We start from the raw sequence: 21663 nt of genomic DNA on the forward strand, positions 1-21663 counted from the left end.
CCAATGCTCACGCATTGGCCTTTTTTATTACCTCGATCAAACCCGTTTGCTGCGCGACAGTAGCCAGAGCAGATAGAAACCGCCGAGCAAACCCGTACTCAGGCCGATGGGCAGATTGAGATTCAACGCCAGGCGCTGGCTGAGCAGGTCGGCCACCAGCAACAGCACCGCGCCCATCAACGCTGCCGGCACCAACGGCACTTCAGGCGCACCGGTCAAACGCCTGGCCAGCTGTGGAGCAGCCAGGGCGATAAAGGCGATAGGCCCGGCAGCTGCAGTGGCAATCGCGGTCAACGCCACGGCAGCCAACACCATGATCAGCCTTGTGCGCTCCGGCGCGATACCGAGCTGACTGGCCGTGTCATCGCCCATTTCCAGCAGGTCGATGTGTCGCGCATGACCAATAACCACCGGCACAATGGCAATGAAACCTAACGCTGCCGGCAGTACGTGGGACCAGGTGCGGGTATTGAGCGAACCGGCCAGCCAGATTTGCGCCGACATGGCCCGGTCGAGGTCGCCCATGACCAGCAGCACTGTATTCAGGCCCGAGAGCATGGCGCCGACACCAATCCCCACCAGCACCAGCCGATAGCCACCGGTGCTACGCCCGCGCATCGACAGCACGAACACCAGCAAGGCCGTGCCCACTCCTGCGAGCACCGCCGCCAGCGAGGTTCCCAGGGGGCCAGCATCGAACAGGATGATCTGCACAATGGCGCCGCTGGCAGCCCCGGTGGTAAAGCCGATGACATCCGGAGAACCGAGGGCGTTGCGCGAGATCGACTGGAAGATCGAACCGGCCATGCCCAGCGCGCCGCCCACCAGCAGCGCAGTCAGCACCCGCGGCAAGCGAACCCGCTGAATCACCCGGTCGGCGGTCGGATTGTCGCCTCCCCCGAGCAAACTCTCGAACACCTGGCCAGGTGTCAACGGCAACGATCCCACGCCCAGCAAGAGGATCGCCAGGCCCACGGCTATCAGCGCCAGCACTGCACAGACCACGGCAACCCGTGGCCGCCAGCGCAGTGAATAGTTACCCAGGCGCAGCACCGCCCCCGTCATGACCGGCTCATCCGGAACTTGCGCACGATGACAATGAAGAACGGCCCACCGATCAACAAGGCAATGATCCCGGCGGCGACCTCCGCTGGCGCAGCGACAACACGGCCGATTACATCGGCGCCCAGCAGCAGGATCGCGGCAATCAGCCCGGCATAGGGCACTATCCAGCGGTAGTCCGGCCCCACCACCCGCCGGGCTAGATGCGGTGCGACCAGGCCGACGAAGCCGATCGGCCCGGCAGCCGCGGTTGCCGCCCCGGCCAGCAGCATCACTGCCAGGCAAGCCAGCAACCAGGTAGCGCGAAGATTGACGCCCAGGGCCTGGCCAAGATCCGTGCCCAGGGCCATGGCATTGAGGTTGCCGACGATAGCGATGGCCAGCGCCAGCCCGACAGCGGCGACCAACGCGAGCACGCCAAGGGTCTGGAAGCTGCTGCCTTCAACCGAGCCGGCCGACCATCTGCGAAAGCTGTCGAACACCTCAAGCGGGGCGTTGAGCAGGAGGATGCCGGTGATCGACGCCAGCATCACCGACAACCCCGCCCCGGCCAGCACCAGGCGCACCGGGTTGGTACCGGTTTCGTGAGCCTGGCCAAGAATGAACACGGCAAGCGCGGCCAGCCCGGCACCCGCAAAGGCGAAGCCGACATACTCGACAATGCTCACCAGCTTGAACAGGGTCACGCCGATGATGACCGCCAGCGCAGCACCTGCGTTGATGCCAAGCAGCCCGGGTTCGGCCAGCGGATTACGTGTCACCGCCTGCATCAGCGCCCCGGCCACGCCCAGGGCCAGGCCCGCCAGAATGGCTACCAGGGTGCGGGGAACACGCAGTTCTCGAATCACCAGATGCTGATTGTTCTGTGGGTCATACGACCAGAAGGCATCGGCGATTTCGCCAAGACCGATGGCGCGTGAACCGATCAGCAGGCTGCAGACGGCGACCAGCCCAAGCACGCCCAGGCCAGTCAGCAGCCCCGAGGAGCGCATGCGCCGGTGCCGGTTGAAAGCCACGGTGCGCAACGCTGCAATCGCCATGGCTCAGCGCAGATGCCGGGCGACGGTATCGATCATCTGCCGGCCAGAGTAGTAGTCGACACGGAACGAGGTCGGCCCCAAGGCGTAGACTTTGTTCTGCGTCACCGCGGGCAGGTTGGCCAGTAACGGGTCGGCAAGAAACGCCTGTACATCAGCGTCGGTGGCGCCGAGCAGAAACACGCTTTCACCGGTGATCGCCGCCGAAAGGTTTTCGCGGGAGATGAACTCGAAGTCCACGGCGCGGGTGACCTCGCCACTCAGGGCCGGTGGCAGGCTTGCGACCTTGACCCCCAGCGCAGTGAACAACCGGGCCTGCGGGCTGGAAGCGCGGCCGACGGAATAGCTGCCACCGATGTTGTAACCGACGATGCTTACACCGCCTTTGGGCGGATTGATCGAGGCCGCGGTGAGTGCGGCGTAATCGTCAAAGTCCTTGATCGCTGCCTGTGCTTGCGCCTCCAGGCCTGCGGCCTTTCCCAGAGTGGTGGCAATCTCTTGCCAGCTCTGGTTCGAGTAATTGACCACCAGGGTCGGTATGCCCTGGGCCTCCAGCTCGGCCTGGTGCTGGACCACGCTGTCGGCACCGGTGGCGGCGAGCACCAGCAGGTCCGGATTGACGCCGAGCACCGCCTCGATATCGAACACCAGGTTGGGGTACAGCACCTCGACCTGGCGCGCATCGGCGACGCTCGCCCACTGGCTGAAAAAGCCCTTGCTGTCGGTCATCCGGCTCGGGGTGGTGGCAGCAGTGGCCACCAGCGGTGCCTTCATGGCCAGCAGGATGCCGGTGACACTCGGCGAGGTCGAGGCAATCCGCAGCGGCTTGGACTGCCCGGCCGCGACAGCGGTTGCCGGACGCAGCCCGACGGCGGTACAGGCGAGCAGGATCAGCGCCGCAACAGCCAGCGTTGGCGCAAATGTGAGCTTTTTCATCGGCGATCTTTCTTCGGCTACAAGTGAGGCAGGAAGGGTTCGACAGCGGGTGCTTGCCCGCCTAAACGTGGATGCGATGCAATCTCATTCCATATTGCAGAATTAATTCTGCACATGCAATACTCGCCGCCGAGCTGCCAGCCAGGAAAGGCCACCCATGACGCATCGCCTGCATGCTGACACCGTGACGCTGTGTTACGACCAGCGCACCATCTCCAGCGACCTGTCCATCGCCATCCCCGATGGCTCCTTCAGCGTGATTGTCGGGCCCAATGCCTGTGGTAAATCCACCCTGCTGCGCGCCTTGTCGCGGCTGCTTGTTCCCGCCCAAGGCCGAGTGGTGCTTGACGGTAAAACCATCACCGAGCTTCCCGCCAAGGAGGTCGCCCGACGCCTCGGCCTGCTGCCGCAAAGCGCCACGGCACCGGAAGGCATCACGGTTGCCGACCTGGTGGCACGCGGGCGATTCCCTCACCAATCATTCTTGCGCCAATGGTCCGCGGCCGATGAACAGGCGGTCAACTCTGCCATGGCCGCAACCCAGGTCAGCGAGCTGGCGGAGCGGGTGCTGGATGAACTCTCTGGCGGCCAGCGTCAGCGGGTATGGATTGCCATGGTGCTGGCGCAGGACACACCGATCCTGCTGCTCGATGAGCCCACCACCTTCCTCGACATCGCCCACCAGATCGAACTGCTCGAACTGCTCAGCGATCTCAACCGCCAGGGTCGGACCATCGTTGCGGTACTGCACGACCTCAACCAGGCCTGCCGCTACGCTTCACACCTGATTGCCATGCGCGGCGGCGCGGTGCTGGCCCAGGGCGAGCCTGGCGCAATATTCACCGAAGCGCTGGTAGAGGAGGTATTCGGCCTGGCCTCGGTGATCATTGCCGACCCGGTCACCGGCACCCCGCTGGTGGTACCCAAGGGACGCCAGATGCAGATTCAACCGCGCTGATCGAAAATCCGCCCACCCGTGGCCTGGTTGACCAGGCCGGCTTCACGGTGCAAGGCGTCGCGATCCTCTGCTGATTTGAGCTGGCCAAGGTCAGTGACCGTGGTCATCACGCAGACAATTTCCTGCTGGGCGTCGAACACCGGCGCCGCCTGGCCGGTAACATTCGACAGCAAATGGCTGGTCAGCTCGGCCCAGCGGCCGCTACGCACCTCATCGAGCAGCGCCTTGCTCGGCGGCGTGCCGCGAAAATGCGCCGGCTGCTGCTTGCGCGCGGCATCGATCACCGCCTTGGGCAGGAAGGCCTGGAACACCAGGCCGCAGGCGGTATTGTCAATCGGCAGGATATCGCCCAATGCCAGCGGGTTGATCGAGAAATAGGCACTGCGGTACCAACGCACCAGTGTCGGCCCGCGGTCGGTCCAGATCGCCACCCCGCCGCTGGCGGCATGCTGCTGGGCCAGGGACTTCATGTGCTGGGCGGCGATGTCTACCGCGTCGACACGCTTCAAGGCGCTGATGCCAATGTTCAAGGCGGCCGGCCCCAGGTCGTACAGGCCGCTGGCCGGGTCCTGCTTGGCCAGGCCTTCCTTGACCAGGCTCTGCAGATAGCGGTGGGCGGTCGAGCCGCCGGTAGCGGTGCGCCGAGCGACCTCCCCCAGCGCCAACTCACTCTCGGCATTGGCCAGGACCTGGAGAAAACGCACCGCGATCGACACCGACTGAATAGTGCCGGAGCGCTTTTCCGGGGCTGCTTGCGCTTCTTCGTCCAGGGCGGTCATCTCATTGTTCAATTGTTCGCTCTCCTCGCCGGCGCACACGGTCGCGCTTGTTGGCGGCCATGATACCGATTCCATGAACCTGTACCTATTCCCATTTTGCGGAATGAATTCTTTATTGAGGAACGCAATGGCACCATGCTACCCTCGAACAGGAAAGAGGATCATTCTCATTTGGGGGCATCTTGAAGGCACATCCACACCGCACACTGCGCCAAGGCTTTAGTGTGTTGACACTCTCGACATTGCTGGCATCGCCTTACGCCTTTGGACAATCCGTCGTCACTACCCACAAGCAGAGCGTTGTTTTCGAGCCGATCATCGTCACCGGCGAAAAGCTCGAACGCGACCTGAAAGACACGGCCTCTTCCGTATCGATCAAGACCGCCAAGGAGATCGACAAGGAAAAGAGCGGCAGCGCGTCGGTGTCGGAAGTGCTCAATGATGTACCCAACGTGATCTACACCGACTCGGTGGGCGCGCCGATCATTCGCGGCCAGGACACCCAGGGCCCGAACAATGGCCAGAACGTGTTCTGGGGTGGCACCGTGCCGCGGGCGACGATCAACCTCGACGGCCATTACCTGAACTACAACGAGATGTTCTTCGGTGCCACCTCGGTCTGGGACGTGGACAGCATCGAAGTGTTCCGTGGTCCACAGACCACCTCGCAAGGGGCCAACGCCATTGCCGGTGCGATCATCGTCAACACCAAGGATCCGACCTTCACTCCGCAGGCGGCCTACCAGACCGAGATCGGCAGCTACGATGCCAAGCGCAGCTCGGTTGCCATTTCCGGCCCGCTGATGGGCAATGAACTGGCCGGACGCCTGGCGGTGGACTACTCGGCGCGCGACACTTTCATCGACTACGACAATCCGAAATTCCAACCCGGCAAGACCGACCAGAATTTCCGTGCCGTCAATGCCCGGGCCAAGCTGCTGTGGGTGCCTGAGTCACTGCCGGGGCTTGAGGCCAAATACACCTTCTCGCACAACGATAGCAATCGCCCGACCCAGGAAGCGGCCTCGGCGCCCTTTCACAAGCTCGACCACGACACCACCACCATGCCCAGCTGGGAGCAAGACACCAACACCAGCGTGCTGGATGTCAGCTATGACTTCGACAACGGCATCAAGCTGTTCAACCAGGCGCAGTATTCGCTGTCCAACGTGCAGCGGGTAACCGGCGTTGCCGGTGAAGGCGATGCCGATATCAAGCAGAAGAACGCCTCCAACGAATCGCGTATTACCTTTGGCGACGCGCTTGATACCGTCAGCGGCATGGGCGGCATCTACTATGCCCACACCAAGACCGACGAAACCCTGAACCTGCGCGGACTGTCGGCCTTCGATGACACCAAGGAAAACCTCGGCATCTTCGGCGAGCTGAACTATCGCCTGAGTGACCGCTGGACCCTGAGCACCGGCCTGCGCTATCAGCAGGATCACATCGAGCGCCAGGGCAATTCAGTGCTTGCGCCCACGGCACTGGACTACGGGAAAACCTTCTCCGCCCTACTGCCCAAGGTCTCGCTGGCCTTCGCCGCGACGCCGGACTGGACCGTCGGCGCCCTGGTCAGCCGCGGTTACAACCCTGGCGGTGTGTCACTCAACCTGACCACCCGGCAGTGGGCATACTTCAAGGAAGAGTCGATCTGGAACTATGAGCTGTTCAGCCGCGCCAACCTGCTCGACGACCGCCTGATCCTCAGTAGCAACCTGTTCTACATGGACTTCAAGGACGCCCAGTACAACATCCCGGTGGTGATCTCCCCGGGCGTCGCCCAGTCCTACACCATCAACGCGGAAAAGGCCCATGCCTATGGCCTGGAGCTGAGCGCCGACTACCGCGTCCTCGATAACCTGACCCTCAAGGCCAGCGCCGGTACCTTACGTACACGCATCGACAAGATCTCCAGCAACGCCGACTACCAGGCCAACGAGTTTGCCCGGTCGCCCGGTTACACCTTGAGCTTCGGCCCAAGCTGGGACATCACCGACAAGCTCAACTTCAACGTCCAGGTCCGTCACCTGGATGGCTATTACTCCGACACCGCCAACACCTCGTCCTACTCGGTCAAGCCCTACACCCTCACCGATGCGCGGATGAGTTATCAGTTCAACAAGCAGGTGCAGCTGTACGGCTACGTCAAGAACGTATTCGACGACCGCTCCCCCACCTACATGCAGCAGAACCGTGGCATTGGCGGCACCGAGGCGAGCATGACCCTGCCACGCATGGTTGGCGTCGGCGTCAAGGGCGCGTTCTGAGCCGGTCTATAGATAACGAGGAGAACAGCAAGGATGAGTACCCCCAAGCGCCTGCACATTGGCCTGTCACTGGCGCCTACCTGGCTGAGCGGCGATGGCTGGCGTCGTGACAACAGCAACATCGAAGGCATCTTCACCGCCGAGTTTGCGATCAATCTGGCCAAGCGCGCCGAAGCTGCGCACCTGGACTTTGTCTTTCGCCCCGATGTACATGCCCTGGTGCCGGAGATGTTGGAAAGCGGCTCCGGGTTCGCCAGCCTGGACCCAAGCATTCTGTTGGCTGCGGTTGCCCAGCACACATCCAGGATCGGCCTGGTCTCGACCGTATCGACCACCTTTTTGCCGCCTTATGTGGTCGCCCGTCAGTTGCAGTCATTGAACTGGATCAGCAAGGGCCGGGTTGGCTGGAACATCGTCACCGCGCTGCAAGGCCATGAGAACTTCGGCCTGACGGCGATGCCCAGTGCCGATGAACGTTATGAGCGGGCTGCGGAGTTCACCCGGGTAGTGCACCAACTGTGGGAAAGCTTCCCCAGCAATGCGCTGAAACTGGATCGCAGCACTGGCCGCTATGCCGACGCCTCACAGGTTCGCCCCATCGACCACGCCGGCACTCACCTGAAGGTCAAGGGTCCGCTCAACCTGCCGATGTACGCCAACACGCGAATCCCGTTGGTGCAAGCCGGCGCCTCGGACTCGGGTCGTGACTTTGCCGCTGCGGTTGCCGACCTGGTGTTTGCACCGACACCGGATATCGAAGCCGCGCTCGACCTGCGCCGCGATCTGTCCCGTCGCGCGGAAAAACACGGCCGCTGCCCCGCCGACATTCGTCTACTGCCCGACCTGAGCCTGTACCTGGCCGACACCCGCGAGCAGGCCCGCGAGCTGTTCATGCAAACCCACGCGCGCATCGACAAGCCGCGCAAGTTTGCCTCGATCAAGGAGATGATCGGGATCGACCTCAGTGAATGGCCAGAGGACCGGCCGATCACCCGCGATGACCTGCCGCCACCCGCAAGCAATCCCAACAGCCGCACCCACACCAATCTGCTGCGGCGCCTGGTCGAACGTGAATCGCTGCGGGTCAGTGAGTTGTTGCTGCGTCCGGAGGTGATCTCCGCTGCGCACTGGCAAGTGATCGGTACGGTGGACGATGCGCTCGAGAGTATCGTCGAGTGGGCTGCGGCCGGGGCAATCGATGGCTTTATCGCAGCGCCCGGTGGCTCGGTGGAGTCGGTGCATCTGTTTCTTGAGCAGGTGATGCCGCGCCTGGTGCAGGCCGGGTTGTTCCGCGAGGGCTATAGCGGCTCGACCTTTATCGAACACCTCACAGAGCAATAAACGCCAGGCAAAAAAAAACACCCCTCGCGAGGGGTGTTTTTTTGTCCGATGGCCGCTCAGAGTAGGAAGATAGTGGCAAGGCCCAGGAAGATGAAAAAGCCCCCACTGTCGGTCACGGCCGTGATCATCACGCTGGAGCCCATCGCCGGATCGCGGCCCAGGCGTACCAGGGTCATGGGGATCAACACCCCCATCAGCGCCGCCAGCAACAGGTTGAGGGTCATGGCGCCGGTCATCACCACGCCGAGCGACCAGCTGTCATACAGCAGGAAGGCAACCACACCGATCACCCCACCCCAGATCAGGCCGTTGATCAACGACACCGCCAGCTCCTTGCGCATCAACCGCGAGGTGTTGCCGGGGCTGACCTGGTCCAGGGCCATGGCGCGCACGATCATGGTGATGGTCTGGTTACCGGAGTTGCCGCCGATACCGGCAACGATCGGCATCAGCGCCGCCAGTGCCACCAGCTTTTCAATCGAGCCTTCGAACAGGCCGATAACCCGCGAGGCGACGAAGGCGGTGATCAGGTTGATCGCCAGCCACGCCCAGCGGTTACGCAGCGAGCGCCAGACCGAGGCGAAGATGTCTTCTTCTTCGCGCAGACCGGCCATGCTCAGCACTTCGCTTTCGCTCTCTTCACGGATCAGGTCGACCATCTCGTCGATGGTCAGACGGCCGATCAGACGATCGCTCTTGTCCACCACCGGGGCGGAAATCAGGTCGTAACGCTCGAACGCCTGAGCGGCATCGTAGGCGTCTTCGTCCGGATGGAAGCTCACCGGGTCGCTGGCCATGACCTCGGCGACTTTCTTCTCCGGGTCGTTGACCAGTAAACGCTTGATCGGCAGCACGCCCTTGAGGATGCCGTCGTAATCGACCACGAAGAGTTTGTCGGTGTGGCCTGGCAGCTCCTTGAGACGGCGCAGGTAGCGCAAGACCACTTCGAGGCTGACGTCTTCGCGGATGGTGACCATCTCGAAGTCCATCAGCGCACCGACCTGATCCTCGTCGTAGCTCAGGGCCGAACGGACACGTTCGCGCTGCTGGGCATCGAGGCTTTCCATCAGCTCGTGGACAACGTCACGGGGCAGCTCTGGCGCCAGGTCGGCCAGTTCGTCGGCGTCCATTTCCTTGGCGGCGGCGAGCAGCTCGTGATCGTCCATGTCGGCGATCAGGGTCTCACGGACCGAGTCGGACACTTCCAGGAGGATGTCACCGTCGCGCTCGGCCTTGACCAGTTGCCAGACGGTCAGACGATCGTCCAGCGGCAGGGCTTCGAGGATGTAGGCAACGTCAGCGGAGTGCAGGTCGTCGAGCTTGCGTTGCAGCTCGACCAGGTTCTGGCGGTGAACGAGGTTTTCTACCAGGTCATGGTGATGACCTTCCTGACGGTGGGTCAGGTCTTCGACCACGCGTTGACGCTGCAACAGTTCGACCACCTGGGCCAGGCGATCCTGCAGGCTCTCTTGCGTCTTTTTTACTTCGATTTCAGTCATAGGCGAACTCCACTCCCAGCAGCGGAGCACGCCGGGAGGATCAATCAGTCAATTCTTGATTGGCAAAACTTGCTATTGAGTAACTACTGGGTAAGTCCATGGTGGTATTCCACAAGCCCCGGCGGGGCTGACGGGCGCAATCATACACCGCTTGAGCTGTCTGGGTGCTGAAAAAATCGCGGCTATAACAATCGTTTGCGAGACATACTTGTGACAACGTATGCAGGCAACAGTGCGACGGCGGCAGCGCGAAAAAAAACACATCGGGGTCGGCAAAAAATAGCGCGGGGCAGGCACGGCAACGATGACAGTGTAGTCATCACGCCTTACCGGAAGATGAATGCCGGAAAGCAAAAAGCCCGCCTTGGCAGGCGGGCTTTCTGTTGTATGGTGCACTCAGGAGGATTCGAACCTCCGACCGCTCGGTTCGTAGCCGAGTACTCTATCCAGCTGAGCTATGAGTGCAAGTTGGCGCTTGATGGACCAGATCACCTCTGGTTACAGCTAAAGCAACTTTCAAACTGAAAACTGCTTTGATGTATGGTGCACTCAGGAGGATTCGAACCTCCGACCGCTCGGTTCGTAGCCGAGTACTCTATCCAGCTGAGCTATGAGTGCAGGGTTGGCGCTTGATGGACCAGATCACCTCTGGTTGCAGCTGAAGCAGCATTCAAGTTGAAAACTGCTTCGTCGTATGGTGCACTCAGGAGGATTCGAACCTCCGACCGCTCGGTTCGTAGCCGAGTACTCTATCCAGCTGAGCTATGAGTGCATTTGTTACCGCGCATTATAGGCCGCTAAATCTTTTTAGCCAACCACTTTTTCGTTTAATTTCAACGACTTAGGCGATTCAGGCAGATTACAGCGTCCTACATGAATAATGGCGGAGAAGGGGGGATTCGAACCCCCGATACCCTTGTGAGGTATACTCCCTTAGCAGGGGAGCGCCTTCGGCCACTCGGCCACCTCTCCGCAACACGGGGCGTATAATAACCAGACCCTTCCCCGTTTGCAAACTCTTTTTTGAAAAAAACTCGATAAAAATTAATGGGTTGGTTCTTCGTCCTTCTCTTTCTTGATCCGCAGGTAGATTTCCTCACGGTGGACGGCCACTTCTTTAGGGGCGTTTACCCCTATCCGCACTTGGTTTCCTTTGACGCCGAGCACGGTCACGGTGATTTCGCCGTCGCCAATGATCAGGCTCTCGGCGCACCGACGAGTCAGAATCAACATAGCTTTCTCCTCACGCAATTCAGTTCAGGGATAACAGTCTGCAAAAAAAAGGGCTTCAGCCTACAACCCGTGACGGCTGCTGACCTACGCCTAAGTATTGACTAGCGCGAGCAAAAGCACAGATTTCTCACACCAGCCAGAAAAACGAAGGGCGCGGCCAAGCCGCGCCCCCAGAGGCAGCCGCCTTACTCGCCCTGTCGGGCCGGGGCGTCCAGCTCGAAAGCGGTGTGCAGGGCGCGCACCGCCAGTTCCAGGTACTTCTCTTCTATTACCACCGAGACCTTGATCTCGGAGGTGGAGATCATCTGGATGTTGATGCTCTCCTTGGCCAGCGCTTCGAACATGCGGCTGGCGACACCGGCGTGGGAACGCATGCCGACGCCGACGATCGAGACCTTGGCGATGTTGGTGTCACCGACCACTTCGCGGGCGTTGAGCTCGACGGCGGTCTTGTCCAGGACCTTGTGGGCCTTGTCGTAGTCGTTGCGGTGCACGGTGAAGGTGAAGTCGGTGGTGTTATCGTGCGAAACGTTCTGCACGATCATGTCGACTTCGATGTTCGCGGCACTGATAGGGCCGAGGATCTTGAAAGCAACGCCCGGGGTATCCGGTACGCCGCGGATGGTCAGCTTGGCTTCATCGCGGTTGAAGGCGATGCCGGAAATGATCGGCTGTTCCATGGATTCCTCTTCATCAATGGTAATGAGGGTACCCGGACCCTCCTGGAAGCTGTGCAGCACGCGCAGCGGGACGTTGTACTTGCCGGCAAACTCGACGGCGCGGATCTGCAGCACCTTGGAACCGAGGCTGGCCATTTCCAGCATCTCTTCGAAGGTGATCTTGTCCAGGCGCTGGGCCTGGGCCACCACGCGCGGGTCGGTGGTGTAGACACCATCGACATCGGTGTAGATCTGGCACTCGTCAGCCTTCAGCGCTGCCGCCAGGGCCACGCCGGTGGTGTCGGAGCCACCACGACCGAGGGTGGTGATGTTGCCGTGCTCGTCGACACCCTGGAAACCTGCGACCACGACCACGCGGCCAGCCTTGAGGTCGCCGCGAATCTTCTGGTCGTCGATCTGCAGGATGCGCGCCTTGTTGTGCGCGCTGTCGGTGAGGATCCGCACCTGGTTACCTGTGTAGGACACCGCCGGAATACCACGCTTGATCAGGGCCATGGCCAGCAAGGCGATGGTCACCTGCTCGCCAGTGGAGACGATCACATCCAGTTCACGCGGAACCGGCTGATCGCTGATCTTCTTGGCCAGGTCGATCAGGCGATTGGTTTCGCCACTCATCGCCGACAGTACAACCACCAGGTCATCGCCGGCTTCACGGAACTTCTTGACCTTGTCGGCAACCTGTTCGATTCGCTCGACTGTGCCGACCGAGGTACCGCCAAATTTCTGTACGATCAACGCCATTTCAAAGCCGCCTCAGCCCATGAAGGGCACCCAATAAACATTCAAACGACGCCATGGCCCACCACTAGACGGCGGGCCGATGTACGCCTTAAACGCCCTGCTCCACGAATGGCACGGTCAGGGCCAGCGCGCTGTCCAGCGCTGCGGTGTCTACGCCACCACCTTGCGCCATGTCCGGACGACCACCGCCCTTGCCACCCACCGCGGCAGCGGCTTGCTTCATCAAATCACCGGCTTTGAGTTGGCCAGTCAGGTCTTTGGTCACACCGGCAACCAGTACGACCTTTTCCTCATGGACACTGCCGAGCAGGATCACTGCGCGGCCGAGTTTGTTCTTCAGTTGATCGACCAGCGCCAGCAGCGCCTTGCCATCCTGGCCATCGAGACGTGCGGCCAGGACCTTGACGCCCTTGACCTCGACGGCTGCGTTGGACAGGTCGTCGCCAGCAGCGCTGGCGGCCTTGGCCTGCAGTTGCTCCAGCTGTTTTTCCAGCTGGCGGTTGCGCTCGAGCACGGCCGAGAGCTTGTCGATCAGGTTGTCGCGACTGCCCTTGACCAGTTGCGCGGCTTCCTTGAGCTGCTCTTCGGCAGCGTTCAGGTACGCCAGTGCGGCAGCGCCGGTGACCGCTTCGATCCGGCGTACGCCGGAGGCCACGCCACCTTCGCTGATGATCTTGAGCAGGCCGATATCACCGGTACGCTTGGCGTGGATACCGCCGCACAGTTCGACGGAGAAATCGCCGCCCATGCTCAGCACCCGCACGCTGTCGCCATACTTCTCGCCGAACAGCGCCATGGCGCCCTTCTGCTTGGCGGTTTCGATATCGGTCTCTTCGGTTTGCACCTCGGAGTTCTTGCGCACTTCGCGGTTGACGATGTCTTCCAGGGCCTTGAGCTGCTCTGGCTTGACCGCCTCGAAGTGACTGAAGTCGAAGCGCAGGCGCTGGCTATCGACCAGCGAGCCCTTCTGTTGTACGTGATCGCCCAGCACCTGGCGCAGCGCCGCGTGCAGCAGGTGGGTGGCGGAGTGGTTCAGCGAGGTGGCGTGCTGAACATCGGCATCGACCCGGGTCTGCACCTGAGCACCGACGGTCAGGGTGCCGCTGGCCACCACACCGTGGTGCAGGAAGGCGCCGCCGGTCTTGGTGGTGTCGCGCACATCGAAGCGCACGTTGCCCGCCTGCAGGTAGCCGGTGTCACCAACCTGGCCGCCGGACTCGGCGTAGAACGGCGTACGGTCGAGGATGACCACACCCTCCTCGCCTTCACCCAGCTGCTCGACGACCTTGCCGTCCTTATAAAGAGCAACGATGCTGGCACTGCCTTCGGTGGCGTTGTAGCCGGTGAACTCGGTCGCCACGTCGACCTTGACCAGGGTGTTGTAGTCCAGGCCGAAGGCGCTGGCGGAGCGGGCACGCTCACGCTGGGCTTCCATCTCGCGCTCGAAGCCTGCTTCGTCGATGGTCAGCTCGCGTTCGCGGGCGATGTCGGCGGTCAGGTCCATCGGGAAACCGTAGGTGTCGTACAGCTTGAACACCACGTCACCCGGCACTACGGTGCCCTTGAGATCGGCCAGGTCCTGCTCGAGGATTTTCAGGCCCTGCTCCAGGGTCTTGGCGAACTGCTCTTCTTCAGCCTTGAGCACGCGCTCGATGTTGGAATGCTGTTGCTGGAGCTCGGGGAAGGCTTCGCCCATCTCGGCCACCAGGGCGGCGACGATCTTGTAGAAGAAGCTGCCAGTGGCGCCCAGCTTGTTACCGTGGCGGCAAGCGCGACGGATGATGCGGCGCAGCACGTAGCCGCGGCCTTCGTTGGACGGCAGCACGCCGTCGGCAATCAGGAAGCTGCAGGAACGGATGTGGTCGGACACCACTTTGAGCGACGACTGCTCTTCGTTGGCGCAGCCAATGGCGGCGGCCGAAGCGCTGAGCAGGTTGCGGAACAGGTCGATCTCGTAGTTCGAGTGCACATGCTGCATGACCGCACTGATGCGCTCCAGGCCCATGCCGGTATCCACCGACGGTGCTGGCAGCGGGTGCAGCACGCCATCGGCGGTGCGGTTGAACTGCATGAAGACGTTGTTCCAGATCTCGATGTAGCGATCGCCGTCTTCTTCCGGCGAGCCGGGTGGGCCGCCCCAGATGTCTGCGCCGTGATCGTAGAAGATCTCGGTGCACGGGCCGCACGGGCCGGTATCACCCATGGTCCAGAAGTTGTCGGAGGCGTATGGTGCGCCCTTGTTGTCGCCGATGCGCACCATGCGCTCGGCCGGTACGCCGATTTCCTTGGTCCAGATGTCGTATGCCTCATCGTCGCTGGCATAGACGGTAACCCAGAGTTTCTCTTCCGGCAGGTTCAGCACCTTGGTCAGGAAGGTCCAGGCGTAGGTGATGGCGTCTTTCTTGAAATAGTCACCGAAGCTGAAGTTACCCAGCATTTCGAAGAAGGTGTGGTGACGGGCGGTGTAGCCGACGTTTTCCAGGTCGCTGTTCTTGCCACCGGCGCGCACGCACTTCTGGCTGCTGGTCGCGCGGGTGTAGGCGCGCTTTTCCTGGCCAAGGAAGCAGTCCTTGAACTGGTTCATCCCCGCGTTGGTGAACAACAGGGTCGGGTCGTTGCCCGGGATCAAGGAGCTGGAGGCAACTCGGGTGTGTCCCTGCTCTTCGAAGAAGCGAAGGAAGGCTTCACGGATTTCTGCGCTTTTCATAGGTTCTTCCACGGAAACGGCGGCCTTAAGGCAAATGCTTGCGTCAAATTGACGAAACGACGGCAAAGGGCCGCATTATATCGGGCCTTAGGCTTGGGTGCAGTGTGTTTATGCTATAGAAACCGTCAATTGGACGGCCTGCAACGACAACGTCAGCGAAAAACCGCTCGCGACCACTCCGCCCGACCTCTCTGGGCCTGATTTGATCTGGTGACACGATATTACTGGGGCCGCACAAAGCAATTGGCAAGGTTTCCCGGATGAAATGTCGTTGATCCGGAAAAAATCGTTAGCAGCCTATACGTTTACCTGACATCTGTGCTAATAATTCCTCGCCGTTTACAACCGACGGTAACGTTCTCAGGGCGGGGTGCGATTCCCCACCGGCGGTAATTGCGCGCAATGCGCATAGCCCGCGAGCGCTTGCAGGCCTGCCTGCAAGGTCAGCAGACCCGGTGTGATTCCGGGGCCGACGGTCATAGTCCGGATAAAGAGAGAACGGGAGAGGTGCATCCGCGCCTGTCGTTGTGCAGTTGCATGGCGAAATCCCCTTCGATCCAGCGCCCTGTTTCTCATCCAAACAGGAGTCCGTTTCAATGCAACCTACCGCAATCGATAGCAAGAACCCTTCCCACGAGCGCATCGCCTTCATCCAGGCCTGCTGGCACAAGGATATTGTCGACCAGGCTCGCAAGGCATTCGTCGAAGAGATGGGTAAACAAGGCTATCAGGCGAGCGATATCGATTTCTTTGAAGTCGGCGGCGCTTTCGAGATCCCTCTGCACGCCAAGCTGCTGGCCCGTGGTGGTCGCTACGCCGGCATCGTCGCCGCCGGCCTGGTGGTCGATGGCGGCCTGTACCGCCATGAGTTCGTCGCCCAGTCGGTGATCAGCGGCCTGATGCAGGTGCAACTGGAAACCGAGGTGCCGGTGTTCTCGGCAGTGCTGACCCCGCACCACTTCCATGCCGGTGACGAGCATCAGAACTTCTACTTCGAACATTTCCTGGTCAAGGGGGCCGAGGCGGCGAAGACCTGCGCCGATACCCTGCACAAGCTGCGCGCCCTGCGTCGCAATGAAGTGCCGCAAAAAATGGCCGGCTGAATAACCCTGTAGGAGCGGGCTTGTCCCGCGATGCGATGCAGCAGGTAGATCGCAATCGCGGGGCAAGCCCGCTCCCACCCAATCAGCCTAGCTGTTCGGGGTTGGCGGGAACGATCAGAATCCCCGCCCGCAAACCATTCTTGACCTTCGGGTTGGGGAAGATGATGCGCGCGCCCTGCTCCTCGACGATCCAGCGGGTGTCGGCGATATCCTCGGCCAGCAGGTAGCCGGGTTCGAGCTCCGAGAAGTTCTCTATATCCGCAGGCAGGTTCAGGCGAAAATGCTCGCTGTGCTTGATGATCTCACGAGCCACGCTGAATAGCTGCAGGCCATCCAGGGCTTGAGGCTCTTCAGGCTCGGTGCCTTCGATGATCTGCTTGAGACGGGTCTCCAGGCGCTCGACATTGACCTGGCCGTTCTCCCCGAACGGCCGCGCCTTGCCCAGCTCCAGGGTGAAGGCTTCAGCCTCCAATTGCTCATAGGTGTAGGCGGTGAAGGTGATCGACACCTTGCTTTGCAGCAGCACCGCCTCCATGCCGGCCGCACTCAGGCGCGCCAGTTCGCGACGCGAATGCTGGCGACCTTCCTTGTACGGATAGAGGGCGAACTGCTCGATCTTCGAACCACGAATGGCGGTGTGCAGGTCGTAATGCAGGCGGGTGCGCTCGGGGACGCTGAAAAAAGTCGCCGCCAGGCGCTCCAGCTCACAGGCACGCAGGGCCTCGGCACCACTGGACTGATCGTGGCGGCCATTGAACAAGCGGTTGACGTCCTGCTCGATGTAACGCTCGCCGCGGCGGATCGCCTCAGGGTTGCCGAACAGGAACAGAATACGCGCACGCGGCTTGAGATCGCCGCGGGCAATGTCGTGCAGCAGCCGATCGAGCAACTCGATCGGTGCGGTTTCGTTGCCATGGATGCCCGCCGACAGCAGCAGGTCCTGGCCATTGTCACGAGCCTCGGGCGGGCGCACTTCGAGGGCGCCCTCGCCGAGCCAGCGCATGCGTACGCCGTCGACAGTCAGCTGGGTCTTCTCTGCCGGTTCGCGACCGGCCAGGGTCAGTTCAAGCAGTTTGCCGAGGGCGAGCATGGGCTATTCCTTAGTGATGGTGGCCGCAGTCGGGACCATGGACGTGTTCTTCATCGTCGCCGGCATCGGCCGGTTCCATTTCCAGCTGCAGGCTGACCAGGTTGGTGGCCAGCGGACGCAGCAGCAAGTTGGCATACTCGGCATCGTCTTCTTCGACGTCGACGCCGATCAGCAGCTGACCACGGCCATCCTGCTGAATCCATACCTCCTTGCCTTGCCAGACCACCGCAAAGCGGGTGCAGGAAGTTTCCAGCTGGGTGCCATCGTCATCTTCAAGGATCAGCTGCAGGGCGTCGGACATAGTCGAATTCTCTCTCAAGGTTGAAGTTGGAACGGATAGACCGAACCCAGTTTGAGGATCTGGGTCAGTTCATCCAGGGCCGTACGACATTCCAGCAACAACTGCGGATCGGCCAGGTCGGTTTCGCTCAGGCGATCACGGTAGTGCTTGTCAACCCATTGGGTCAGGGTGTCGTACAGCGGTGCGGTCATGATAACGCCTGGATTGACCGCCGCCAGTTCCGTTTCATTCAATGCCACGCGCAAGCGCAGGCACGCCGGCCCGCCACCGTTCTGCATGCTCTGCTTGAGGTCGAAGACCTTGACCTCGCTGACCGGTCCGCCAGAGCCGGTCAGTGACGACAGATACGCCCAGACCCGCTCATTGTTGTGGCACTCTTCCGGCACGATCAGCAGCATCGAACCATCGGCGCGAGACAGCAACTGGCTGTTGAACAGGTACGAACGCACGGCGTCCTCTACCGTGACAGCCGAGCGCGGTACGCAGATCGCCTTGAAGTTACCGCCTCGTTTAGCCAGTTTAGCCTGCAGTTGGCCAAGTATCGCCTCGGTCTCGAGGAAGGCATCTTCGTGGTAGAACAGCACTTCGCCGTTACCCACCGCGATCACATCGTTGTGGAACACGCCCTGGTCGATCACCGCCGGGTTCTGCTGGGCGTAGACCACGCCCTCCTCGCTCAGGCCGTGCAGGCGGGCGACGGCTTGCGAAGCTTCGAGGGTCTGGCGCGCCGGGTATTTCTGCGGCGCCGGATAGCGGGTGTCGAAGGCGCTGCGCCCGTAGACGAAGAATTCAACACCGGCCTCGCCGTAGCTGCGGCAGAAACGGGTATGGTTGGCTGCACCTTCATCACCGAACTGCGCCACGGCCGGCAAGGCGGCGTGGTGGGCAAAGTGCTGCTGGTTGGCGAACATCGCGCCCAGCACACGGCTGGTAGTCGGGTGCTCGATACTGCGGTGATATTTGCAGTTGAGGTTGGCAGCCGTGAAGTGCACGCGACCGTCCGCCGTGTCGGCACTCGGGCTGACGGTGGCGGCATTGGCCACCCACATGCTCGATGCCGAGCAGCTGGCGACCAGCAACGGCATGGCGTCCTTGGCGGCACGCTCGATCACTTGCGCATCGGTGCCGGCAAAACCCAGGCGGCGCAGCGCGGCCACGTCCGGACGCTCCTGCGGGGCCAGTACGCCCTGCTGGAAACCCATCTCCATCAACGCTTTCATCTTCGCCAGGCCCTGACGCGCCGCTTCCCGCGGGTTGGACGCCTGCTGGCTGTTGCTTTGCGAAGCAACGTTGCCGTACGACAGCCCGCCGTAGTTGTGCGTCGGTCCGACCAGACCATCAAAATTCACTTCAAACGATTTCATCGGCAAGGCTCCGTGGACCTTTTGTTATAGGGAGACGCCTGGCGTCAGTGTGGCAGGCAGGGTCAGGCTGGCGGTCTCCAGCGAGGCTACCGGGTAAGCACAGTAATCCGCCGCGTAGTAGGCGCTGGCGCGGTGGTTGCCGCTGGCACCCACTCCACCGAATGGTGCGCTGCTGGCGGCGCCGGTCAGTTGTTTGTTCCAGTTGACGATGCCGGCGCGGCTTTGCAGCCAGAAGTACTGGTAGCGCGCGTGGGAATCGGACAACAGGCCGGCTGCCAGGCCGTACTGGGTGTTGTTGGCCTCACTGATGGCCGCATCGAAATCGCTGTAGCGAATCACCTGCAGCAGCGGGCCGAAGAACTCTTCGTCAGGGCGATCGGCTACCGCGCTGACATCGATGATGCCCGGGGTCAGCAAGGCGGCCGTGGCCTGCGGCTGGGTCATTTGCAGCAGCGCGATACCACCGTTGCCCAGCAGTTGCGCCTGGGCATCGAGCAGTGCCTTGGCGGCGCCCAGGGAGATCACCGAACCCATGAACGGCGCCGGCTGCTGATCGAAAGCGCCGACCGAGATGTTCTTGCTCACCTCGACCAGGCGCTTGAGCAGCGCATCGCCCCAGGCGCCTTGCGGCACCAGCAGGCGGCGTGCACAGGTGCAGCGCTGGCCGGCGGAAATGAACGCCGACTGGATGATGGTGTACACCGCGGCGTCCAGGTCCTTGACCTCGTCGACCACCAGCGGGTTGTTGCCGCCCATCTCCAGGGCCAGGATCTTCTCCGGACGGCCGGCGAACTGCTGGTGCAGCAGGTTGCCGGTGCGGCTGGAGCCGGTGAAGAACAAACCGTCGATGCCCGGGTTGGCAGCCAGGGCCACGCCAGTTTCGCGGGCGCCCTGGACCAGGTTGAGCACGCCTGCCGGCAGGCCGGCCTCGATCCAGCACTTGACCGTCAGCTCGGCGACTTTCGGGGTCAGCTCGCTGGGCTTGAACACCACGGTGTTACCGGCCAGCAGCGCCGGGACGATATGACCGTTGGGCAGGTGACCGGGGAAGTTGTACGGGCCGAACACCGCGACCACGCCATGGGGCTTGTGGCGCAGTACGGCGGTGGCATCGGCCAGCGGGCCGCTCTTTTCACCGGTGCGCTCGCGGTAGCTCTGTACCGAAATCGCCACCTTGTTGACCATGCTGGTCACTTCGGTCGTGGCTTCCCACAGCGGCTTGCCGGTTTCTTCACCGATGCAGCGCGCCAGTTCATCGGCATTGGCCTTGAGCGCGGCGGCAAAGGCTTCGAGCACACTGATGCGCGCCTCCAGCGACTGCAGCGCCCAGCCGGCAAAGGCCTGACGCGCGGCCTTGACGGCGCTGTCAACCTGCTCGGCGCTGGCGCCCTGGCCTTGCCAGACAACCTGCTGGCTAACCGGATCGAGCGATTGCAGCGCTTCGCCCTGCCCTGCCTGCCAGCTGCCGGCGATAAAGTGAGTCGTCATTATTTGGCCTCCCGGGCAGCGGACAGTGGTACGGCACGCACCTGGTCACCGGCGCTCAGGCGCAGGCGTTTGGCGGTCTGTGGGTCGACCACCAGGGTGCCGGCGGCAAAGCGCGCAGGTGCGGCGGTGATGCGGCAGTCTTCGCGCTTGCGGTTGTGAATGATGAACGGGGTCGCGTCGTCGCCCGGGGTACCGACGGCCAGTACCAGCGCCTCGCTGTCGTGCACTGCGCGGATCTTGGCGGTTTCGCACTCCACCGCAGGGCCCGCGTCGAAGATGTCGACATAGCCCTGGTAGCTGAAACCTTCGCTTTTGAGCATTGCCAGCGCCGGCTCAGTGTCGGTGTGCACCCGGCCGATGACGTTGCGCGCCGCTTCCGAGAGGAAGCAGGTGTACAGCGGGAACTTGGGCATCAGCTCGGCAATAAAAGCCTTGTTGCCGACGCCGGTCAGGTAATCGGCCTGGCTGAATTCCATCTTGAAGAAGTGCCGGCCCAGGCTTTCCCAGAACGGCGAACGGCCCTGTTCGTCGGACATGCCGCGCATTTCAGCGATGATCTTGTTGCCGAACAGCTCCGGGAACTCGGCGATGAACAGCAGGCGCGCCTTGGCCAGCAAGCGGCCATTGAGGCCACTGCGGTGGTCGCCACGCAAGAACAGTGAGCACAGCTCGGAGTTGCCGGTCAGGTCGTTGGCCAGGAACAGGGTGGGGATTTCCCGATAGATGTTCAGTTCCTGGGAAGCGCTGACGGTCAGGCCGACCCGGTAGTTGTACCAGGGCTCACGCAGGCCGACCGCACCGGCGATGGCGGAGATACCCACCACTACGCCCTCGTCGTTTTCCAGCACGAACAGGTAATCGGCATCACCGCGTTCGGCTTCGCCACGGAAAGTCTTCTCGGCCCAGCCGACCCGGTGTGCCAGGCGCTCTTCGTTGGCCGGCAAGGTGGTCAGGCCGGTGCCGGTGCTGCGCGCCAGCTCGATCAGCGCGGGTAAATCGCTGCTGCGTACGGGACGAACGATCATGCTATCTCCTCGGGCGGCGGCCTTGGGCCTGCCGCAAAACTCGACCTGG

17 protein-coding genes, 4 tRNA genes and 1 riboswitch are annotated in these 21663 nt (G+C 62.0%); of the genes, 4 read left to right on the top strand and 17 right to left on the bottom strand.

Annotation, left to right across the window (positions count from 1 at the left end; all coding sequences use genetic code 11):
• Positions 1 to 36: 36 nt before the first annotated feature.
• From CCOS864_RS20535 to fepB, 3 genes are read right to left on the bottom strand one after another with little or no spacing between them, the layout of a single operon-like run.
• Positions 37 to 1065, bottom strand: coding sequence for a FecCD family ABC transporter permease (locus CCOS864_RS20535; protein ID WP_115088122.1), 1029 nt, complete (start codon positions 1063 to 1065; stop codon positions 37 to 39).
• Positions 1062 to 2102: a FecCD family ABC transporter permease gene (locus tag CCOS864_RS20540; protein WP_233673962.1), complete on the bottom strand. Its 1041-nt coding sequence runs from the start codon at positions 2100 to 2102 to the stop codon at positions 1062 to 1064. The genes CCOS864_RS20535 and CCOS864_RS20540 overlap by 4 nt, the downstream gene beginning before the upstream one ends.
• Before the next feature lie 3 nt (positions 2103 to 2105).
• The gene (gene fepB, locus CCOS864_RS20545) at positions 2106 to 3035 is read right to left on the bottom strand and encodes a Fe2+-enterobactin ABC transporter substrate-binding protein (protein WP_115088123.1); all 930 of its coding nucleotides are present in this window, start codon (positions 3033 to 3035) and stop codon (positions 2106 to 2108) included.
• Between the two features lie 157 nt (positions 3036 to 3192).
• On the opposite strand from fepB, the gene CCOS864_RS20550 reads away from it, so the two are divergent.
• A complete protein-coding gene (locus CCOS864_RS20550; RefSeq protein ID WP_115088124.1) occupies positions 3193 to 3993 on the top strand; it encodes an ABC transporter ATP-binding protein in 801 nt (266 codons plus the stop codon).
• On the opposite strand, the gene CCOS864_RS20555 is transcribed toward CCOS864_RS20550, so the two are convergent.
• Complete coding sequence (locus CCOS864_RS20555; RefSeq protein WP_115088506.1) at positions 3981 to 4772, bottom strand: IclR family transcriptional regulator; 792 nt, start codon at positions 4770 to 4772, stop codon at positions 3981 to 3983. The two genes, CCOS864_RS20550 and CCOS864_RS20555, sit on opposite strands and share 13 nt — an antisense overlap.
• A gap of 182 nt (positions 4773 to 4954) precedes the next feature.
• Here CCOS864_RS20555 and CCOS864_RS20560 point away from each other — a divergent pair, with 182 nt between their 5' ends.
• Together CCOS864_RS20560 and CCOS864_RS20565 are read left to right on the top strand one after the other, a co-directional pair.
• A complete protein-coding gene (locus tag CCOS864_RS20560) occupies positions 4955 to 7042 on the top strand; it encodes a TonB-dependent receptor (RefSeq protein ID WP_115088125.1) in 2088 nt (695 codons plus the stop codon).
• A gap of 33 nt (positions 7043 to 7075) precedes the next feature.
• Positions 7076 to 8383, top strand: a complete 1308-nt coding sequence (locus CCOS864_RS20565) for an NtaA/DmoA family FMN-dependent monooxygenase (RefSeq protein ID WP_115088126.1) — start codon at positions 7076 to 7078, stop codon at positions 8381 to 8383.
• Positions 8384 to 8439: 56 nt separating this feature from the next.
• Here the strand turns inward: CCOS864_RS20565 and mgtE are convergent, their stop codons facing one another.
• From mgtE to alaS, 8 genes are all read right to left on the bottom strand, one after another.
• Positions 8440 to 9882, bottom strand: a complete 1443-nt coding sequence (gene mgtE, locus CCOS864_RS20570) for a magnesium transporter (protein ID WP_115088127.1) — start codon at positions 9880 to 9882, stop codon at positions 8440 to 8442.
• Positions 9883 to 10270: 388 nt separating this feature from the next.
• Positions 10271 to 10347: transfer RNA gene (locus tag CCOS864_RS20575), tRNA-Arg, on the bottom strand.
• A gap of 76 nt (positions 10348 to 10423) precedes the next feature.
• A tRNA-Arg gene (locus tag CCOS864_RS20580) sits at positions 10424 to 10500 on the bottom strand.
• Positions 10501 to 10577: 77 nt separating this feature from the next.
• Positions 10578 to 10654 (bottom strand) — tRNA-Arg (locus tag CCOS864_RS20585).
• A 109-nt stretch (positions 10655 to 10763) separates the two neighbouring features.
• Positions 10764 to 10854 (bottom strand) — tRNA-Ser (locus tag CCOS864_RS20590).
• Positions 10855 to 10926: 72 nt separating this feature from the next.
• Positions 10927 to 11115 carry a carbon storage regulator CsrA gene (csrA, locus tag CCOS864_RS20595; RefSeq protein WP_010226667.1) on the bottom strand — a complete coding sequence of 63 codons (189 nt, stop codon included), beginning with the start codon at positions 11113 to 11115 and terminating at the stop codon, positions 10927 to 10929.
• A 185-nt stretch (positions 11116 to 11300) separates the two neighbouring features.
• Positions 11301 to 12536, bottom strand: coding sequence for an aspartate kinase (locus CCOS864_RS20600; RefSeq protein ID WP_115088128.1), 1236 nt, complete (start codon positions 12534 to 12536; stop codon positions 11301 to 11303).
• 88 nt (positions 12537 to 12624) lie between these two features.
• Positions 12625 to 15243 carry an alanine--tRNA ligase gene (gene alaS / locus CCOS864_RS20605; protein WP_115088129.1) on the bottom strand — a complete coding sequence of 873 codons (2619 nt, stop codon included), beginning with the start codon at positions 15241 to 15243 and terminating at the stop codon, positions 12625 to 12627.
• Between the two features lie 352 nt (positions 15244 to 15595).
• A riboswitch (FMN riboswitch) is annotated at positions 15596 to 15747 on the top strand.
• A 92-nt stretch (positions 15748 to 15839) separates the two neighbouring features.
• Between alaS and CCOS864_RS20610 the strand changes: the two genes are divergently transcribed.
• On the top strand, positions 15840 to 16346 hold the full coding sequence (locus CCOS864_RS20610) for a 6,7-dimethyl-8-ribityllumazine synthase (protein WP_115088130.1): 507 nt from the start codon (positions 15840 to 15842) through the stop codon (positions 16344 to 16346).
• Between the two features lie 82 nt (positions 16347 to 16428).
• On the opposite strand, the gene astE is transcribed toward CCOS864_RS20610, so the two are convergent.
• From astE to astA, 5 genes are read right to left on the bottom strand one after another with little or no spacing between them, the layout of a single operon-like run.
• Positions 16429 to 17436, bottom strand: a complete 1008-nt coding sequence (gene astE / locus CCOS864_RS20615; protein WP_115088131.1) for a succinylglutamate desuccinylase — start codon at positions 17434 to 17436, stop codon at positions 16429 to 16431.
• Positions 17437 to 17446: 10 nt separating this feature from the next.
• Complete coding sequence (locus CCOS864_RS20620) at positions 17447 to 17737, bottom strand: topoisomerase II (RefSeq protein WP_115088132.1); 291 nt, start codon at positions 17735 to 17737, stop codon at positions 17447 to 17449.
• Positions 17738 to 17751: 14 nt separating this feature from the next.
• Positions 17752 to 19101: an N-succinylarginine dihydrolase gene (astB, locus tag CCOS864_RS20625; protein ID WP_115088133.1), complete on the bottom strand. Its 1350-nt coding sequence runs from the start codon at positions 19099 to 19101 to the stop codon at positions 17752 to 17754.
• A 24-nt stretch (positions 19102 to 19125) separates the two neighbouring features.
• Positions 19126 to 20592 carry a succinylglutamate-semialdehyde dehydrogenase gene (astD, locus tag CCOS864_RS20630; protein ID WP_166675710.1) on the bottom strand — a complete coding sequence of 489 codons (1467 nt, stop codon included), beginning with the start codon at positions 20590 to 20592 and terminating at the stop codon, positions 19126 to 19128.
• Positions 20589 to 21614, bottom strand: a complete 1026-nt coding sequence (astA, locus tag CCOS864_RS20635; RefSeq protein WP_115088135.1) for an arginine N-succinyltransferase — start codon at positions 21612 to 21614, stop codon at positions 20589 to 20591. The genes astD and astA overlap by 4 nt, the downstream gene beginning before the upstream one ends.
• Positions 21615 to 21663: the final 49 nt, after the last annotated feature.

The organism is Pseudomonas wadenswilerensis (assembly GCF_900497695.1).
Lineage (GTDB): Bacteria > Pseudomonadota > Gammaproteobacteria > Pseudomonadales > Pseudomonadaceae > Aquipseudomonas > Aquipseudomonas wadenswilerensis.

Coding starts and splice junctions, on each gene's coding strand:
- CCOS864_RS20535 (WP_115088122.1), bottom strand. CDS start 1,065: ATGACGGGGGCGGTGCTGCGCCTGGGTAACTATTCACTGCGCTGGCGG.
- CCOS864_RS20540 (WP_233673962.1), bottom strand. CDS start 2,102: ATGGCGATTGCAGCGTTGCGCACCGTGGCTTTCAACCGGCACCGGCGC.
- fepB (WP_115088123.1), bottom strand. CDS start 3,035: ATGAAAAAGCTCACATTTGCGCCAACGCTGGCTGTTGCGGCGCTGATC.
- CCOS864_RS20550 (WP_115088124.1), top strand. CDS start 3,193: ATGACGCATCGCCTGCATGCTGACACCGTGACGCTGTGTTACGACCAG.
- CCOS864_RS20555 (WP_115088506.1), bottom strand. CDS start 4,772: ATGACCGCCCTGGACGAAGAAGCGCAAGCAGCCCCGGAAAAGCGCTCC.
- CCOS864_RS20565 (WP_115088126.1), top strand. CDS start 7,076: ATGAGTACCCCCAAGCGCCTGCACATTGGCCTGTCACTGGCGCCTACC.
- mgtE (WP_115088127.1), bottom strand. CDS start 9,882: ATGACTGAAATCGAAGTAAAAAAGACGCAAGAGAGCCTGCAGGATCGC.
- csrA (WP_010226667.1), bottom strand. CDS start 11,115: ATGTTGATTCTGACTCGTCGGTGCGCCGAGAGCCTGATCATTGGCGAC.
- CCOS864_RS20600 (WP_115088128.1), bottom strand. CDS start 12,536: ATGGCGTTGATCGTACAGAAATTTGGCGGTACCTCGGTCGGCACAGTC.
- alaS (WP_115088129.1), bottom strand. CDS start 15,243: ATGAAAAGCGCAGAAATCCGTGAAGCCTTCCTTCGCTTCTTCGAAGAG.
- CCOS864_RS20610 (WP_115088130.1), top strand. CDS start 15,840: ATGCAACCTACCGCAATCGATAGCAAGAACCCTTCCCACGAGCGCATC.
- astE (WP_115088131.1), bottom strand. CDS start 17,436: ATGCTCGCCCTCGGCAAACTGCTTGAACTGACCCTGGCCGGTCGCGAA.
- CCOS864_RS20620 (WP_115088132.1), bottom strand. CDS start 17,737: ATGTCCGACGCCCTGCAGCTGATCCTTGAAGATGACGATGGCACCCAG.
- astB (WP_115088133.1), bottom strand. CDS start 19,101: ATGAAATCGTTTGAAGTGAATTTTGATGGTCTGGTCGGACCGACGCAC.
- astA (WP_115088135.1), bottom strand. CDS start 21,614: ATGATCGTTCGTCCCGTACGCAGCAGCGATTTACCCGCGCTGATCGAG.